Source organism: Geosporobacter ferrireducens (assembly GCF_001750685.1).
GTDB classification, from domain to species: Bacteria; Bacillota; Clostridia; order Peptostreptococcales; family Thermotaleaceae; genus Geosporobacter; species Geosporobacter ferrireducens.
Map to the genome: position 1 here is coordinate 4,502,222 of NZ_CP017269.1, position 16,396 is coordinate 4,518,617.

A 16,396-nucleotide genomic window follows, 5' to 3' on the forward strand; every position below is an offset into this window, starting at 1 on the left:
GGATTGTATGGATGTAAAATATCAAGTATTCATAAGTTCGACTTATATAGATTTGAAAGAAGCACGTGAAAAAATTACGAAGGCTATTTTAAGTTCGTATCATATTCCTATAGGAATGGAAATGTTTAATGCAGGGGATGAGGAACAATGGGAAGTAATCAGGAAAACCATTGATGTATCGGATTATTATGTGCTTATTATCGGGCATAGATACGGCAGCTTAACGAATGAAGGCATCAGTTATACTGAAAAAGAATATAGGTATGCAAAAGAAAAAGGAATTCCAATACATATATTTATAAGAAATGACAATGTAGCAACAAAGCCTGATGAGAGAGACGAAGACCCTGATTTAACTCTAAAATTAAAGGCTTTTAGGGAAGAAGCTAAGATTGGCAAGATGGTTGATTTTTGGAATGATATTTCAGACTTGGAGAGTAAAGTTCTGTTATCCTTATTCAAGGCTATGAACTCTAAGAAAGGTATAGGCTGGATAAGGGCAGATAAAGCGGACATTAGTGCAATGTCAGATGAACTTGTTCGACTTAGTAAAGAAAATCGTACTCTTAGAGATGAAGTTAAGCGTCTTGAAAATATGATTAAGGCTCGAAGCCCTAAAATTGATGTCCAAATAAATGGAAGCAGTGACTTGAAATTTGTGATCACTAAAAGAACTGACTACAAATTATACAAGCCAGTTAAACTTGAAGATTTACCTGAAGAAGTTTCCAAATATTTAGAGATTAATGAGGTAAATGAATATAATGCTCACTTGAGCAAGATTTATGGATTAGATGATTACAATGATGAAATCAGTTCAGTCAAATATTTAAAAGACAACCACAATAAGCCTGTAATCACTGTTATTAATAATGGCACCGGAAAAGCTAACGATATTGATATAGTAATTGAATTTCCTGATGAACTTGTAATTATGAAAGATGCTAATTTAAATTTAGATGAAATTGAAGAACCAGAGGGACTACCTGAGCATCTATATGATTTGGCTAAAAAGAGACGGAAAGAAGAGATGTTTAAGCAGAGTCCTGCTTTTAAATCTGTAACGAATCTTAGCAAAATAGTTAATGCTTTTAGCTCACCATTTATTACAGGAAACCAGCTTAGCAGCAGATTAACTTTAAGTGAATTAGCAGGCAGTACGCTCGGTAACTTTAATATTCATCATTCGTTATCAACGTCTGAGGAAGATAATACAATTGAAATTAATATTGATGATTTACTTCATACCAATGAGATAAACTTTGATGATGAAGATTTTATAATCGTGCCGAAGAAAGCAGGCAATTATGAAATTAAGGTGTCAATTATATGTGAGGAATATGAGACAAGAGATGAAATAATTATACCTGTTACTATTGAGGAAACAGTCAATTATTTTGATGTTGAGAACTTTTTGTAGGAAAGCTACTCAAAAGTTATGGAAGAGCCTTATGGAGGGGTTGTATGCCGGATACTAACTGGTCAAAGCTGAATAAATTACAATTTGGTAGATATGCAGAATACTATGCAAAGATGGAGTTTACATCTTATGGCTTTGAGGTCTATACATCGGAAGTCGATGATCATGGCATAGATTTTGTTGTAAAGGGAAAAAACGGTAAATTTCATGAACTGCAAGTCAAAGCAGTGCGACAATCCAACTATGTGTATATGCAAAAAGACAAGTGGGATATTTCAGACCCGAGCATATACCTAATATTGCTCATTTTTGAAGATGGAAGATTACCGGATGTTTATCTCATACCTTCCGTTGCATGGCAGTCTCCTAATGAACTGCTGTGCGATAAGAATTATGATGGGCTCAAGAGTAAGCTGGAATATGGTGTGAACTTATCCTAAAAGAACATGCCTATGTTGCAGCCTTATAGATTGGAAAATATGATACAGGAATTATATACATAAAGGGAATCTTGAGAAAAAAGCAACTATCCGGAAAAACTGGATAATTCAAATGTTTGATGTATAAAGATAATAGTATTAATAGCAGTATGTATGAAAGAGATGAATACCATGACGAAAAATGTAGATGAAAGCACTTATCAATATGTGGTTGATATATTATCAAGAGAGATTATGGAAATGGTAGAAACAAGGAATATCTTGGCAAGTCGGGCTTTAGAGTATTTTGAGCCTGAAGTTCACGAGATTATTGAGTCAAGATGTTGTGATAAACAGAAAATTGAAGAGCTTTTAGATAGACTGCTTGATTATTGTTTTAATGAACAAATTTTACTTTTGTATCGTAAACTATGTCGTTATTATTATCAAATAGACCCGGCTGCTACAGTAGGATATGTTAATGCATATCGGGATATGTGGGACTGCGAGTAAATACTCTTGGATTGGAAATTATGCTATTATAAATTACAATCAAAGCATAATTGTCATAAATGAGGTGACACGATAACTGGTTTTGAAAAATTGGAAAGAATGGAGGTATCCTGCATGAAAGAAAATGATAAAAAAAAGAAGAATTCTTTACAGATAAGGAATAGCACGGCTGAGTTTTTAATATTTACTTCACAAGCCAACGAGAATACAATAGAGGTTCGTGTTGAAGATGAAACGGTTTGGCTTACACAGAAGTTGATTGCCGAGCTTTTTGGTGTGGATGTAAGAACGGTAAATGAGCACCTTAAAAATATCTATGCTGAAGGTGAATTAACAGAAGAAGCAACTATCCGGAAAAACCGGATAGTTCAAAAAGAGGGAATCAGAGAAGTAAACAGAGATGTTCTTTTTTATAATCTTGATGCCATCATATCCGTTGGCTACCGTGTGAATTCATTGAGAGCAACGCAGTTTAGACAATGGGCAACAGGAGTGCTGCGAAATTTTGCGATTCGGGGATATGTGCTGGATAAAGAGCGGCTAAAAAACGGTACTTTCTTAAACGAGGAATATTTTGATCATTTGCTTGAAGAAATCAGAGAGATTCGGGCAAGTGAAAGAAGGTTCTATCAGAAGATCACCGATATTTATGCAACTGCCTTAGATTATAATCCACAGACAAAAATAACAAAGGATTTCTTTAAGACTGTTCAAAACAAGTTGCATTTTGCAATCCACGGCAGTACTGCGGCAGAGGTGGTTTATAATAGAGCTGACAGTACCAAAGAGCATATGGGGCTAACGACTTGGAAAAATGCACCGCACGGAAAAATTGTAAAAAGTGATGTTTCTGTTGCAAAAAACTATCTCACAGAAAAAGAACTAAAGTCTTTAGATCGATTTGTGACGATGTACCTTGATTATGCAGAAAGCCAGGCTGAAAGAAACATCCCTATGACAATGGAAGACTGGGCTAAGAAGCTAAACGCATTCCTGCAATTCAATGAAAAGGATATATTAGAGAACGCAGGAAAAGTGACGGCTGCTATTGCAAAGGAATTTGCAGAGAGTGAGTTTGAAAAATACCGTATCATTCAGGACAGACTCTTTCAGTCTGATTTTGACAGATTAACAAATAGCATTAAGAATGATGAAGAGTAACACCTGACTATTTGTATCATAAAAAATACATCTGTAAAACATATACAACGCACGTTGAAGTGGTTGCTCAGATGTACTTTAATGGAAAGAGGTAAACATTACAACATATAGTGATTTTTCAAGCGGTTAGACACTATATATTGATTTTCTGGCGGTTTAAGAAAAGGGTTATTTTAACCGTTTAAAATGGCTTATCCATAAATGTACTTTAATTTTCACTCAAAAAAACTCCATAAGCAGGGAAAAGATTGGCATTGAATTTTTAGAAATCAATGCTGATGTTGTTATTTGTCGAAATTTTATTAATGATTTTTTTTAGGGTTTGTGGTAATATACAATGATATTTAGTTTTTATTGTATTTGGTGGAGGGATTTGATTGGAACTAAATAAATATATGAAACTAGCCCTAGAAGAAGCAAAAATTAGTTTGCGTGAAGGTAACAACGGATTTGGTGCGGTTATTATTAAGGATGAACAAATAATTTCTTCTGCACATGATACTGAAGATACTGACGACGATTCCACTTCACATGCAGAAATTAATGCAATAAAAGAAGCATCAAAAAAATTAGGAAAAAAGCTTACAGGATGCATTTTAGTATCGACGCATGAGCCATGCCCTATGTGTGCTACAGCAGTAGTGTGGTCAGGCATATCTGAAATTGCTTATGGATATTCAATCAAGGAAGCAATAAAGCAGGGAAGAAAGCGAATAGAATTAACCTGTTGTGAACTGTTTAAAAGAGCAAGTGCTAACATAAAAATTCATGAGAACATATTAAGCCGTGAATGCTCGATTCTATACAGAAAAGATGTAAGAATAGAAATTGAAAAATTGCGAAATGCAAATGATCAAATACTTAATGAATTAAATACTGATTCAATAAATAGAAGAGTCAAATGGTTTTATGAAAATCGTGAAAGATTCGAATTTATAAATGATAATATATTGGATTCGGGCTATAAACTATTACTTAACAGGTTCAACATTACAGAAGACGAAGCGCCAATTGTGGAGAAATCAGAGAGGAAGATCGTTTTTCATTCCAAGAACTTCTGTCCAACTTTAGAAGCATGTAAAATATTAGGACTTGATACAAGAGTGATTTGTAAAAAGTTGAATGAAAATTCTACAGATACATTGATAAGACAAATCAACCCACAGCTTAGGTTTTCAAGGAATTATGAAAAGCTCAGACCCTATACGGAGTACTGTGAGGAAATAATCAGTATGGAAGAGAAGTGAAATCATGAAGGACTTAAGGCAATAGTATTATTACAACTATAATATTATACTAAAAAGCGCAGAAAAGCTTATAAAATATGCATTGCTTGGTGTTAGTTAAAACAACATTAAAAACTCAAAAGCCTAAAAAGCGGATACATTTTTAGCCAAAGAAAATGTATCCGCTTTTTTTATTGCTTAATTTTATAAGGAAAGGATTGATACGAAAATGATCACTGCCACCATCCAAAACGGTGCATACTCGCACAGCCAACTCATCGACCTCACATTCCCTATTGAGGAGGAAGCCATGGTGGAAAAGCTCGGTGAGATAGGCATCAGCGACAGCAACATTGTGAGCTGTCATATAGTGAAGATAAGCGGCGAGGTTCCTGCTCTTTGCGTACTTGAAAACAACTGCATCAATGCGGATGAGCTGAACTATCTGGCCAGACGGATAGACAGCTTCGATAATTATGAGCTTGCCAAGTTCCAAGGTGCAATTGCAAGAGCGGGTATCTGCACTATGAAAGATCTTATCAATCTGACTTTCAACCTTCACAACTATACGGTCGTCACAGATTTCTCGAACCTTAAAAACATCGGATGTAAACACTACATGGATAAGAACATCGGGTGTCCTTCAAATGAAATTGAAAAGCTCGATTTTGAAACAATGAGCAGGAATCTTTTAAGCAGCGGTGATAGTAAGATAACTCCTTATGGTGTGGTGTTTTGCAATAGGCTTCCTATCGAAGAAGTATACGATGGCAAAATGTTTCCCGATTATGATTACACCAGCGATTATATACTGAAGCTGGAAGTCAGGCGAAAGGACTCGCCAACAGAAAATCCCCAAAAGACATGGCTGTACCTTCCCGCATCGGAGGTTGAAATTGCATCAGCCCTGTCGGAACTGGGCGCAGCTTTCCTTGATGACTGTGTTTTTACACACTATCAAAGCATCATGCCCTGCTTTGACAGTGTGTTCTCAGAAAGTGAGGACATGGAAATGTTGAATACCTTAAGCAATGCCATTTCAAAAATCCTGGACAGCAATATGGGTGCTAAGTACAAAGCCGCCCTCCAATATGAGTATTGTACCGACCTGGACTTTGCCATTGACATTGCGCAAAACCTTGACTGCTATGATTTTTATCCCGAATTATCCTCACCGGCAGACTATGGACGGCAGGCACTGCTGGAAGCATCTAAGTTCCCGTCCGATGATGCCGCCTTTAAGCTTCTGGATTTTAGCAGATACGGTGAAGCAAAAATGAAGGAAGATGGTGTGCAGTCCACGGATTACGGATTGATTTGCCGCAACGGGAAAGAGTTTGTATATGAGTTTTGCCAGAAGCCTGGCGGCTCAACAAGGACGAAAAGGCGATGATCTGGTTATTCTCTTCTATCGTAAACCAGACACGGTCCGTCTCATTGCGCAAATAAGGCATCTGCTGGATATATTTTTCTTCCGCAAAGAACCGGCCCATTTTGGAATAGAAAAGCGCTTTGTCATAAGCCCCTTCGAAACATGAAATCTTATTCATTACCATCTTCAACCTCCATGGAGAGAAGTGCTTTCCGCATATATCTGTCCTGTGCATTCTCCAAATGAAATAAGTTCCGGTATTGTTTTCTAAGATGCTGCAAAAGCATCACATCTGTCTTTGTGGGAGCAAAACTGAGACGCTTTAACCAAAAATCATTTTTCTCGATGGCCCGCGCCACCCGCCGCAGGCCCTTTAGCTTTTCTTTGGAACCATTGGCTGAATTGGTATGTAAATTCTTCAAACTCCATCCCCTTTTTGAACCAGATCCACTCTTCCGGGAGATTCTTTTCATGAATGACGCAATCGTAAGCCGGCATATCCCGGACCCATTTATCCCGTTCATTTTGATCCCAGCAAATCCAGGTGGGCTGGATGACAGATACCGCATTTCGCAAGGAGAGCGGCAGGCAACACCAATAAAACTGATCTACTACATCAGCCGTGATTTGCCGTAGTTCTTCGATATGCCTGATAGTAGCTTGATACTGACTTTCCAAATCGATATATAAGACGCTGAATTTTTTACCCTTTCGCCGTGCGCCATCAGCGCATAGCTGGAGCATAACAGAACTGTCCTTGCCTCCGGAAACACAGAGATATATGAAATCAAAATCAGTAAAAACTAAGTCAATTCGTTCTCTTGCTGCAGTCATCACATCCTTCGTAGTATATACCTTTGAGATTTAAAACACCTCCCACTTTTTTACCAGCATAAGAATGTACCCTTAAAGAAGTAAACAGCTGATGCATAGATGAACTATTTACTAACGAAATATATTTAAGTATATCTTTTTTGGTCAATAACAGGTATCTGATTGTTCCTAATAGGGATATTTTTGAGTCGAATTGTATTTAATACGAAAATACGATGATTGGTGACAAGTTTACCCAAAATCAGGCCGATGCATGTTATTTTAATTGCAAATATTGAGTAAAGCAATATTTGCAATCCAGTATAATGAAGGAGAATTTATAAAAATGAATTTAGGCTTGATACATTTAAAAATCAGAGACAAGCAGGTACAAGCATTTTTAATTAACGCAATTCTTACATTCAAAGGAAAATTGGCATGATGAAAACCGAAATTAGATGCAAAAGTAAAGTATTTCCAACCCGTAGAGCCTTTGCCAAGCGCTACATTCCTGTAATACAAAAGTTTATATATAGCCATATTATCGCTTTAGCATGGATGCTCATTTCAATTTTTGCTTCTATGCAATGGATTAAGGAGCTTGGAGAATTGATTACAATACCGGTTGCAGTTATGGTTATTGCAGGTATTGCTTATATACCGGGCTATATGAATGCATTTATGGTTTCAAGCTTATTATTTGACAGGCAGCCTCCTGTTAAAGTGTTGAATCCTACAGAAGAAATAACGATTTTGATTGCCTGTTACAATGAAGAAAAAAGCATCGAAAATACATTGCGGTATGTAGCAGCACAGGAGTACGATGGAAAGTTAAAGACAATCGTTATTGACAATAATTCCAGTGACCGTACGGCTGATGCAGCCAGAGCAGCAGGTGAAAAATTTCATCTGAATGTTATGGTCCTTCATGAACCGGTACCGGGTAAAAACAATGCATTGAACGCTGCACTAAAATATGTTGACACTAAACTGCTGATCACTTTAGATGCGGATACGTTGATGCATAAATCGGCAGTTCGTTATATTGTAGGACGCATGATGACCTCGCCTTCGGATGTATGTGCGGTTGCCGGTACGGTCCTGGTTCGTAACAGCCGTAAAAAATTAATGGCAAAAATACAGGAATGGGATTATTTTTTAGGGATTTCAAGTATTAAGAGACTTCAAGGCTTATTCCAAGGCACCTTGGTTGCCCAGGGTGCTTTTTCCTTATATAAAACAGAAGCAGTGAAAGAAATAGGCGGCTGGCCCGATGCAATTGGAGAAGATATTGTTCTGACATGGCGTTTATTATCAAAGAAGGGCCGGGTATATTTTGAGCCTTTAGCCGTTGCCTTTACGGATGTTCCGGAGACGCTCAAGCACTTTTTCCGGCAGCGCAGCCGTTGGGCCAGGGGTATGATAGAGGCATTAAAAGTAATTAAGCCTTGGCAGCACCCCTTTGTTTTCGTCAGATACTTAACAGGTGTCAATCTTATTTTTCCATATTTAGATATCATTTATACTTTCTGCTGGATTCCTGGCTTGATTTTAGCCTTTTTTGGCTGTTATTGGATTGTAGGTCCTGCCACACTGTTCGTACTGCCACTGGCTATGATCGTGAATTATATTTTATATCGTTATCAAAAGAATGTCTTTAAAACCTTAGAGTTGCGTATCAGAAAAAATATTTTGGGTTTTATTGTGTATACATTGACCTATCAGTTATTGATGAGTCCAATATCTGTCTGGGGATATTTTCAGGAGCTTTTTAGACTTAAGCGGGTATGGAAATAGTTGATTACGAATATAGTAAAAATAATTTACTCATTCTCAAACCATGAATTGGAGAAAATATCTATGACAAAAAGAATAAATATCATAATTGTTTTGGTTGTTTTTGCCGCGATATTTATTGTTTTTTTTTCGACCAATAAAAATAACGTGCAAACAGGTTTAATAACGAATCCGAATTTTGAAAGGCGTGCAGACTGGGAGAATTGGGGTGGATTCTCTTATACTTCTGCCAGTGGCCAAGTCTATGAAGGCAAATATAGTGCTGTTGTCAGTCAGGCAGAAGGCGGAGCCGGCAGCAAAATTATATCAGGTATTGAGCCGGGTCAAACTTATACGCTGTCTGGATATGGGAAGGTAAATAAAATCGGACAGGTAGGAATATTGGGAGTTGACTGCCTGGATAGTGAAGGAAATAAGATAAAGGATGGTAAATTTATTGTTGCTTTTTCGAAGACATCCTTTGAAAAACAATCTGTTTCTTTTACTACAGTATCTGGTACCGCTCAACTGTCGGTCTATCTGTATGTCGTAGAGCTTTTAGAAGGCGGAGAGGTGTATTTTGATAATCTAAGCCTTGTTTTAGAGGATTATATCTTGAAGCCCCAAATAAACAATGGGGCTTTTTTGCCGCAGGATTGGTTCAATACGGTTCAGGCACCTGACGACATTGCTGATTACGTTAAAGAGTTGAAAGAACAGCGAATTCGATATCAATTTGCGGATATTGGAGTATTATACGGCGATGGAACGCTGGAGCCCAAGAATTATGCCGGATTAGGTCACTGGATTTATCATTCCCGTCAAATCGATGCTGAACAGGAAATTATCCTTGTTGTCAATTACAATCAGAGAGTTTTGCTGAATGATTTTGGAGATGAAGCAAGCAGGAACCCGCTATTTGGGACAAAGCGTTTTAATCAAAATCTAAATGATATTGTTGATTTGTTATTGAATAAAGGGGTTCTCTATGAAAATGAGTATTATAAGGCAGATGGTATACACATTGATTTTGAACCTTTTATTCCGGACGATAAATTACTGTTAAATACTTTAGCTTATTTAAGAAAAAATGCACTGAAGGAAAACAATCATTTCTCAATTGCGGCCCCTATAAACTATTCAGACCTTAAGAACTGGGATGCTTCGTTTATTAAACAAGTTGCCTCTGTAGTGAATCAGATCAATCCAATGTTATATGATTTAATGGGTTGGGATTCTCCAATTGATAATCCTCAGGTTTATCAGGAGTTAATTTGTTCTGAAATAATGAGATACAGTGAGGCGATTGGCGATATTGGACCAAATGGACAACCAGCCAGGCTGATGCCGTGGGTACCTGCTTATGAACGCCGGTTTATAGAGGAAACACTGGTTATCTATCATGATCCATATATTGAAAATATTTATGGAGCTGTACAAGGCATCAATAAGGCAATCGTTGATGGAGCCAATGTATATGGAGCAGGTATCTTTTGGTGGCCCAGTTTTATGGGGCATTATCCCTCTCTTTATCCTAAGAGTTATTATCTTGTTGATCAAAGCAGTTGGAGGAAGTATTGGGTTATTGAGTAACCAATGGTTGGTAGTCTTATCAGGATCGGGCTTAGACTATTTATGTCCTCAATAACATAAAGTCCCAATAAGCCGGCAAAAATTGCCCTTATTGGGAACAAAAAAAAGCCAATTGAAGACAAAAAACAACATTACACACTGAAATAAAATATTCTGGTATAGGTTGATCACATTAATGCCTCTTTAAAATAAAAGGAAGGAGAATAAATATGGCACTGAATTTTGAAAAAACAACCACCAGCAAATATCTCATGTTTAAAACGGGCAGCCAGCTTTATGGCCTACCCATCCCTCCTGTGCTTAAAGTTATAGTGCAGGAGGATATTATTCCTCTGGTTGACTGTCCCGACCACATCAAGGGCACCATCATTTCGAATGATACTGTAATTCCCGTTATTGACCTCCTCTTTTGCTTACGCTCTGAAAATACAGCATTGTCAGAACACAACAGTATTATTGTCTTAAGTATCGGACAAGAACTGCAAGGATATCTTGTAGACGAGGTGATCGAGGTGACTGATATCCTGGAAAAAATGGAGGTATCAACCAGTTTGGCAGAAAAACCGGAACGTCGTTTTTTAGACGGTATGGCCAGATTGAACGATCAGGATGTTTTTCTGGTTGGTGTAACAAATCTTCTTTCGATTACACTAACAGACATACAGGAGGAGATTTTAAATGAAAAACTTGAAAATCGGTAAAAAACTCAGCATCACATTCGGTATTGTAGTCATTCTTTTTATGATTACAGTTATAAGCGCTGTATTGGGTGTGCGGACGCTGTCCTCGAATTTCACGACTTACCATAAGGGCCCCGCTACGACCAGTACCGTCGCCATGGATATGCGACGGGGATTGATGGAAATGGAAAAGTATCTGATTTTGATGTGTAGCACAGAAAGCATCAATGAAACCCAGCAATATGTTCGGGAGTTTGAAGCTACAATGGCTGCCGTAGATAACAGCTTTTCAATTCTGGAAAAAAACCTGATTTTGCCAGAAGAGCAGGGGCTGTTGAAGGAGATACGAACTATTCTGGAGTCAAATAAGAATAATCAGGACAGAATTGTAACCTTGTCAACAAACAACCAAAATGAAGAAGCGGCTGCCCTATATAAGGCAAATGTCAGCCCTATTTTTACAAATGTAAGAGGGTTGGTCAATACCCTGGGAGAAAGTACCGAGGAAGTAGCAGAAGATTTCTATAACAAGGGTCAAGCTGCTGGACGGAACACATATATTAGGATTGTAGTGTTAGCATTCATTTCTCTTATTGCCATCATCCTTTTTAGCGTTTATATTGTCCGCAGCATTACAAAACCCCTTAAAGAAATCGAGCTGGCGACCGGGCAGCTTGCTGCCGGAGATTTGAATGTCGTTATTACATATCAGTCTCAGGACGAGCTTGGTTCTCTGGCAGACAGTGTCCGTGCTTTAATCGATAGTTTTAATCAATATATCCACAATATTTCCGAAGTACTTGGCAAAATGGCGGAAGGGGATATGACGGCAGCGATTACGATGGAGTATCAGAAGGATTTTATACCTATCAAGGTATCCATGGAGCACATCCTTTCATCTTTGAACAGCACGCTGTTACAGATTAGCCAGACCTCTGAACAGGTGGCTTCTAGTTCTGAACAAGTATCTTCCAGTGCCCAGATGCTTGCCGAGGGAGCTGTGGAACAGGCCAGTACCATTGAGGAATTATCGGCTACCATCACGGACATTTCTGATCGTGTAAAACACAACGCGGAAAATGCACAACAGACCAATGTCATGGTTTCTGAAACTGCTGCAGAAATTGAAAACGAAAGCCGTCAGATGAAGCAGCTGGTAACAGCAATGGAGAATATCTCAAATACCTCTGACCAGATCAGCAAGATCGTTAAAACCATCGATGACATTGCCACCCAGACCAACCTTCTTGCGCTGAATGCCGCAGTGGAGGCAGCAAGGGCTGGTGATGCCGGAAGGGGTTTCGCAGTGGTTGCAGACGAAATACGTAAACTTGCAACGAATTGCGCTGAGGCTGTCAAGGACACCACCATGCTTATCGAGAACACCATACGTGCGATTGGCAATGGCACACAAATGGTAGAAGAAACGGAAAAGTCACTTAATGCTATTGTCGAGAAAGCAAGGGTTGTTTCAAAGTTGGTGAATGAAATTGCAGATGCTTCCGATGCGCAGGCTGCAGCAATCAGTCAGATGACCATAGGGTTTGATCAGATTTCTGCGGTTGTCCAGAACAATTCTGCAAGTGCAGAGGAAAGTGCCGCCGCCAGCGAGGAACTTTCCGGACAGGCTCAAACTCTGGAAGAACTCATCAAACAGTTTCAGCTGAAAGGATTGTCTGCCAAAAAAAAGCACCGGGTTACCACGATTAACGAGTCGACTCCTGTCAGCAGCAGTAAAACGGCAGAGTTGAAGAAATACTAGTATCGCAGTCATAGGCGTGCTGCTACAAAAACGTAAATAGTTTTTGCAGCCGGGATTACTTTTTTAAGTGATCCCGGCTGCTTTCTTTTCTATTTCTCTGTTCCCGGTATCCATCTTTGACATCCTGTTTGTTCTAATTGCTCGTTTTTTATTGAGAACAGGAAACGGATAATTAGATACAAATCAGCCTGAAAAAAGGGTGGTGCTTGATATACTAACAAATATCAATATTTTAAATTTGAAAGAATCGATGTAAACAGAGATATAAAGAAAAAAGCTAAAAGGAGGATGTATATGATCTGTGTCTGCATTTGTGAAAACAATGTAATGACCGCCAAAAAATACAGAGAAATGCTGACAAAGATTTCAAGGAAGCACAACATTGATGTCAACATAACCAGATTTTCCAATGGAGAAACGCTTTTGCTGCACACAATGAATCACCCCCATGAAGCAGACATTATATACATGGACATATTTATGGAGGAACTGGGCGGCATTGAAACCGCCAGAGAACTGAGATTGCGCGGCTGTCAAGCCGGTATCATTTTTCTTTCCAACAGTGTGGAGCATGTATTTGATGTGTTTGACATCAAACCGGTGCAGTACCTGGTTAAAGGTTCAACTTTTGAAGAGAAATTTGAGAAGGTATTTTTGCGGGCAGTTGAGCTGGCCAGACAGAAAAAAACGAAATTTCTTGCCTGTAAGTTTGGCAATAGCAAAGTCATGATTCCGATAGAAGACATTGCATATATAAAAATTAAAAAGCGTCTGATTAACGTACATCATAAAGGAAGAGAGTTTCGGTTTTACAGCAGTCTGGAAAAACTGGAAAAACAATTGCAGGATAAAAACTTTATACGGACACACCGCTCTTATATGGTAAATCTCTTTTATATTACCACCTTTCATCCGCAGTTTCTTGTTTTAAAAACCGGAGAGGAAATACCTGTCGGCGGAACCTATACCAACAAGGTGAAACAGGCATTTTTGAAATTATATGGCAAAACTTCAAGTAGGCCATTGTTATAATGTATATTAAGAAATATTACCCAGGATAGCCGTTACAAGAATTGACAATTGGGAAATGCAAGTTAAAGGGTGAACAATTGATAGTATTATGGTAGCTATAAAATAAAAGAGTATGCAAAAAATGTTAATACTTTTACATACTCTTTTTTGACAAGGTATCTATTTTGTTATCTCTATTTTCTCTAATAAGATCATCAAGGCATCACACAAACGCTGTCTATAATTTTTGAGCAAAGGACGACCTTTTTATATTGTCAATCATAGCTGTTTTCTTCCAGAAATAGTTTGGAAGTGATATACTTGTATCATTTTATGATTTATACTATAATAGCAAAAATGTAATAATAAAAAGAAAAAAGGTTTGAATATCACGTATAGAAGCATGCATAAAGGAGGGTGAAACAGGATATGGTGACAGTTTTTCTTTGTGATGACAATCAGAAAACTATAGAGCACTACAGCCGTCTGATTGCTAAAATCACCCAAAAACATCATATAGAGATGACCCTCTCCGCTTTTAACAGTGGAGAAGAACTGCTGTTTCATCTGTCTGATTCTCCGGACCAAGCAGATATTATCTACCTAGATATCCTCATGGGAACGTTGAACGGGATGGATACCGCAAGGCAGCTCCGGGCCTATGGGTGTAAGGCTGAAATCATTTTTCTTACCACCAGTGAGGATTATGTCTATGACGCATTCGACATTACACCGGTGCAATATTTGCTGAAAGATGCCACTGGGGAGGATAAGTTCGAGCAGGTGTTCCTGCGTGCCGTAGACCTGGCAGAAAAGAAAGCGACGGATATGTTTTTGTGCGAATCGGGCAACACGCAGAAAATAATCCCGATCAAGGAAATTTCCTTTTTTGAAATCTGGAAGCGGGTTGTAACTGTTCACCACAACGGCAAGGAAACCATTGAATTTTACGGAACTCTGGAGCAGCTGGAGAGACAGCTCCGGGATAAGGATTTTGTCCGTGTTCACCGTTCGTATCTGGTCCACCTGCCCTATATTGCAAAATTTCAGCAGCAAAGCCTGCTGTTAAAAACAGGAGAAAATATCCCCATCGGTGTGACTTATTTGAAGCAGGTTAAGCAGCTTTTCTCCGACTATATATCCCGATCCAACATCCACAGCTTCAAATGAAAGGGCGGTTGAGCACATGATGGTGATCGCAATTGTATCACTGGTTGCGTATAATATTTTTATTTTTTTCTATTTGAAAAGACTGTTCCCGCTTAAACGGGAGCACTGGCTTTATTATGCAGCTGCGATTGCTCTCAACATCGGCGCTTTTTTGATATCGGATATCTGGGACTTGCACCAAATCGGTGTTTTTCTTATTTTAGGTTCTACTCTGCTTATCTTTAAGCTGCTTTTTCGTATGAAGGGCTTGCAGGTTTTGTGCACAGGCGGCATGTATATGTTCTCCTTATATAGCAGCAGGGGTATCATTGTTTCCCTCTATGCCATCATTTTAAAAAATAGCATTGCCGGAGTACTTAGAAATGAGGTCTATTATTATACGATAATCGTATTGGCAGTACTTTATTCAATGCTGATTTTCACTCTTATAAGAAAAACGATAGTGCCGCTGGATAAAATGAAGCAACTGCTATGCAACAGAGAACAGCTAAAGTTCGCTGTCATTTATCTTTTCCTGCTGATTATTTATCTTTTGCTGGTCAATGACGGCCGCTTTTGGGGGATAAGGCCCCTATGGTTTTCTACACTATACCTTATTTCATTCACCATGGGTAAGTTGGGATTGCTGTTTGTCTTGAATCATACGATCAGGGTTTCGGTGCTGATGGAGTATGAACTGCATACCCGTCAGCTGCAGGAACAACTTGAAAGGCAAATAAGGCATTACAAATCATATCAAAGATATACGGAGAGCTTCCGGGCATTTAAGCATGACTATAAAGACATGATGGCGTCGGTTAAGACGCTGATTAAAAATCATGAAAATGAAAAGGCTGTCAAGCTGATCGACGATATACACGATACCATGCAAAAAAGTGTGCTGGTTCATAAAACGTATTCCAACAATGTTTTACTGGATGCTGTACTGCAGGATGCAGCCAACACATGTGAAGAAAACCACATCAGATTTTCATCGTTTATCTATCTTCCGTTAGATATGATTCTTTCCGAGCTTCATATTATCCGTATTTTTGCCAATGTGCTTAACAATGCTATCGAGGCGTGCTGTAAGGTTCCCGCTCTGGAGCGGTTTATTGAAATCACAAGCAGCGGCAATCAGGATTGGACAATGATTGAGGTGGCAAATTCTTTTAATGGTGAAGTGATTCTCGCAGGCGAAGAATTGAAAACGACTAAGAAGAATAAGGATTTTCATGGATTGGGGCTGAATATCATCAAGGATATTATTGAAAGCATGGGCGGTTTGGTATGGATAGACGCGGATCAGGATAAAAGGGTGTTCACCATCAAACTCCATATTCCACAAGCTTCACAGGAAAAACCTTCATAAACGATGTAAAGCGTTGATCGTAAAAGTGCTGTGAAAAACTAAAAGTAAATATGTAAAACTTCAACCATGGGATGTATCGGTTCCATGGTTTTTTACATAAAAGCAGGAAAATAGACGCACTATACCATA

14 protein-coding genes are annotated in these 16,396 nt (G+C 38.5%); 13 read left to right on the forward strand and 1 reads right to left on the reverse strand.

Going from position 1 to position 16,396, the window contains the following annotated elements; translation table 11 throughout:
- Window positions 1–7: 7 nt before the first annotated feature.
- The 6 genes from Gferi_RS21120 to Gferi_RS21145 all read left to right on the forward strand — a co-directional run bounded on the left by Gferi_RS21120 (window position 8) and on the right by Gferi_RS21145 (window position 6,132).
- Complete coding sequence (locus tag Gferi_RS21120) at window positions 8–1,420, forward strand: DUF4062 domain-containing protein (protein WP_069980030.1); 1,413 nt, start codon at window positions 8–10, stop codon at window positions 1,418–1,420.
- A gap of 44 nt (window positions 1,421–1,464) precedes the next feature.
- Window positions 1,465–1,860: a hypothetical protein gene (locus Gferi_RS21125; protein WP_069980032.1), complete on the forward strand. Its 396-nt coding sequence runs from the start codon at window positions 1,465–1,467 to the stop codon at window positions 1,858–1,860.
- A gap of 171 nt (window positions 1,861–2,031) precedes the next feature.
- On the forward strand, window positions 2,032–2,352 hold the full coding sequence (locus Gferi_RS21130; RefSeq protein ID WP_069980034.1) for a hypothetical protein: 321 nt from the start codon (window positions 2,032–2,034) through the stop codon (window positions 2,350–2,352).
- Window positions 2,353–2,466: 114 nt separating this feature from the next.
- On the forward strand, window positions 2,467–3,513 hold the full coding sequence (locus Gferi_RS21135; RefSeq protein WP_069980037.1) for a virulence RhuM family protein: 1,047 nt from the start codon (window positions 2,467–2,469) through the stop codon (window positions 3,511–3,513).
- 377 nt (window positions 3,514–3,890) lie between these two features.
- Window positions 3,891–4,760: a nucleoside deaminase gene (locus Gferi_RS21140; protein WP_207645772.1), complete on the forward strand. Its 870-nt coding sequence runs from the start codon at window positions 3,891–3,893 to the stop codon at window positions 4,758–4,760.
- 289 nt (window positions 4,761–5,049) lie between these two features.
- The gene (locus tag Gferi_RS21145) at window positions 5,050–6,132 is read left to right on the forward strand and encodes a hypothetical protein (RefSeq protein WP_156782452.1); all 1,083 of its coding nucleotides are present in this window, start codon (window positions 5,050–5,052) and stop codon (window positions 6,130–6,132) included.
- Window positions 6,133–6,444: 312 nt separating this feature from the next.
- Here the strand turns inward: Gferi_RS21145 and Gferi_RS21150 are convergent, their stop codons facing one another.
- Window positions 6,445–6,945, reverse strand: a complete 501-nt coding sequence (locus tag Gferi_RS21150; protein WP_069980041.1) for a phosphoadenosine phosphosulfate reductase domain-containing protein — start codon at window positions 6,943–6,945, stop codon at window positions 6,445–6,447.
- 417 nt (window positions 6,946–7,362) lie between these two features.
- Between Gferi_RS21150 and Gferi_RS21155 the strand changes: the two genes are divergently transcribed.
- From Gferi_RS21155 to Gferi_RS21185, 7 genes are all read left to right on the forward strand, one after another.
- Window positions 7,363–8,721, forward strand: coding sequence for a glycosyltransferase family 2 protein (locus Gferi_RS21155; RefSeq protein WP_236932634.1), 1,359 nt, complete (start codon window positions 7,363–7,365; stop codon window positions 8,719–8,721).
- 63 nt (window positions 8,722–8,784) lie between these two features.
- Complete coding sequence (locus Gferi_RS21160) at window positions 8,785–10,293, forward strand: carbohydrate binding domain-containing protein (protein WP_069980043.1); 1,509 nt, start codon at window positions 8,785–8,787, stop codon at window positions 10,291–10,293.
- 209 nt (window positions 10,294–10,502) lie between these two features.
- Entirely contained in the window at window positions 10,503–10,994 is a 492-nt protein-coding gene (locus Gferi_RS21165) for a chemotaxis protein CheW (protein ID WP_069980045.1), read from the forward strand.
- Window positions 10,972–12,735 carry a methyl-accepting chemotaxis protein gene (locus tag Gferi_RS21170; RefSeq protein ID WP_069980047.1) on the forward strand — a complete coding sequence of 588 codons (1,764 nt, stop codon included), beginning with the start codon at window positions 10,972–10,974 and terminating at the stop codon, window positions 12,733–12,735. Before Gferi_RS21165 ends, Gferi_RS21170 begins: the two co-directional genes overlap by 23 nt.
- A gap of 294 nt (window positions 12,736–13,029) precedes the next feature.
- Window positions 13,030–13,767: a LytR/AlgR family response regulator transcription factor gene (locus Gferi_RS21175; protein WP_069980049.1), complete on the forward strand. Its 738-nt coding sequence runs from the start codon at window positions 13,030–13,032 to the stop codon at window positions 13,765–13,767.
- 408 nt (window positions 13,768–14,175) lie between these two features.
- The gene (locus Gferi_RS21180; RefSeq protein ID WP_069980051.1) at window positions 14,176–14,916 is read left to right on the forward strand and encodes a LytR/AlgR family response regulator transcription factor; all 741 of its coding nucleotides are present in this window, start codon (window positions 14,176–14,178) and stop codon (window positions 14,914–14,916) included.
- A gap of 16 nt (window positions 14,917–14,932) precedes the next feature.
- Window positions 14,933–16,267 carry a sensor histidine kinase gene (locus tag Gferi_RS21185; RefSeq protein ID WP_069980053.1) on the forward strand — a complete coding sequence of 445 codons (1,335 nt, stop codon included), beginning with the start codon at window positions 14,933–14,935 and terminating at the stop codon, window positions 16,265–16,267.
- The last annotated feature ends 129 nt before the right edge of the window (window positions 16,268–16,396 follow it).

What these genes read in the sequence shown, in the direction of transcription:
- Gferi_RS21120 (WP_069980030.1), top strand. Translation starts at nt 8, where the DNA reads ATGGATGTAAAATATCAAGTATTCATAAGTTCGACTTATATAGATTTG.
- Gferi_RS21125 (WP_069980032.1), top strand. Translation starts at nt 1,465, where the DNA reads ATGCCGGATACTAACTGGTCAAAGCTGAATAAATTACAATTTGGTAGA.
- Gferi_RS21130 (WP_069980034.1), top strand. Translation starts at nt 2,032, where the DNA reads ATGACGAAAAATGTAGATGAAAGCACTTATCAATATGTGGTTGATATA.
- Gferi_RS21135 (WP_069980037.1), top strand. Translation starts at nt 2,467, where the DNA reads ATGAAAGAAAATGATAAAAAAAAGAAGAATTCTTTACAGATAAGGAAT.
- Gferi_RS21145 (WP_156782452.1), top strand. Translation starts at nt 5,050, where the DNA reads ATGGTGGAAAAGCTCGGTGAGATAGGCATCAGCGACAGCAACATTGTG.
- Gferi_RS21150 (WP_069980041.1), bottom strand. Translation starts at nt 6,945, where the DNA reads ATGACTGCAGCAAGAGAACGAATTGACTTAGTTTTTACTGATTTTGAT.
- Gferi_RS21155 (WP_236932634.1), top strand. Translation starts at nt 7,363, where the DNA reads ATGATGAAAACCGAAATTAGATGCAAAAGTAAAGTATTTCCAACCCGT.
- Gferi_RS21160 (WP_069980043.1), top strand. Translation starts at nt 8,785, where the DNA reads ATGACAAAAAGAATAAATATCATAATTGTTTTGGTTGTTTTTGCCGCG.
- Gferi_RS21165 (WP_069980045.1), top strand. Translation starts at nt 10,503, where the DNA reads ATGGCACTGAATTTTGAAAAAACAACCACCAGCAAATATCTCATGTTT.
- Gferi_RS21170 (WP_069980047.1), top strand. Translation starts at nt 10,972, where the DNA reads ATGAAAAACTTGAAAATCGGTAAAAAACTCAGCATCACATTCGGTATT.
- Gferi_RS21175 (WP_069980049.1), top strand. Translation starts at nt 13,030, where the DNA reads ATGATCTGTGTCTGCATTTGTGAAAACAATGTAATGACCGCCAAAAAA.
- Gferi_RS21180 (WP_069980051.1), top strand. Translation starts at nt 14,176, where the DNA reads ATGGTGACAGTTTTTCTTTGTGATGACAATCAGAAAACTATAGAGCAC.
- Gferi_RS21185 (WP_069980053.1), top strand. Translation starts at nt 14,933, where the DNA reads ATGATGGTGATCGCAATTGTATCACTGGTTGCGTATAATATTTTTATT.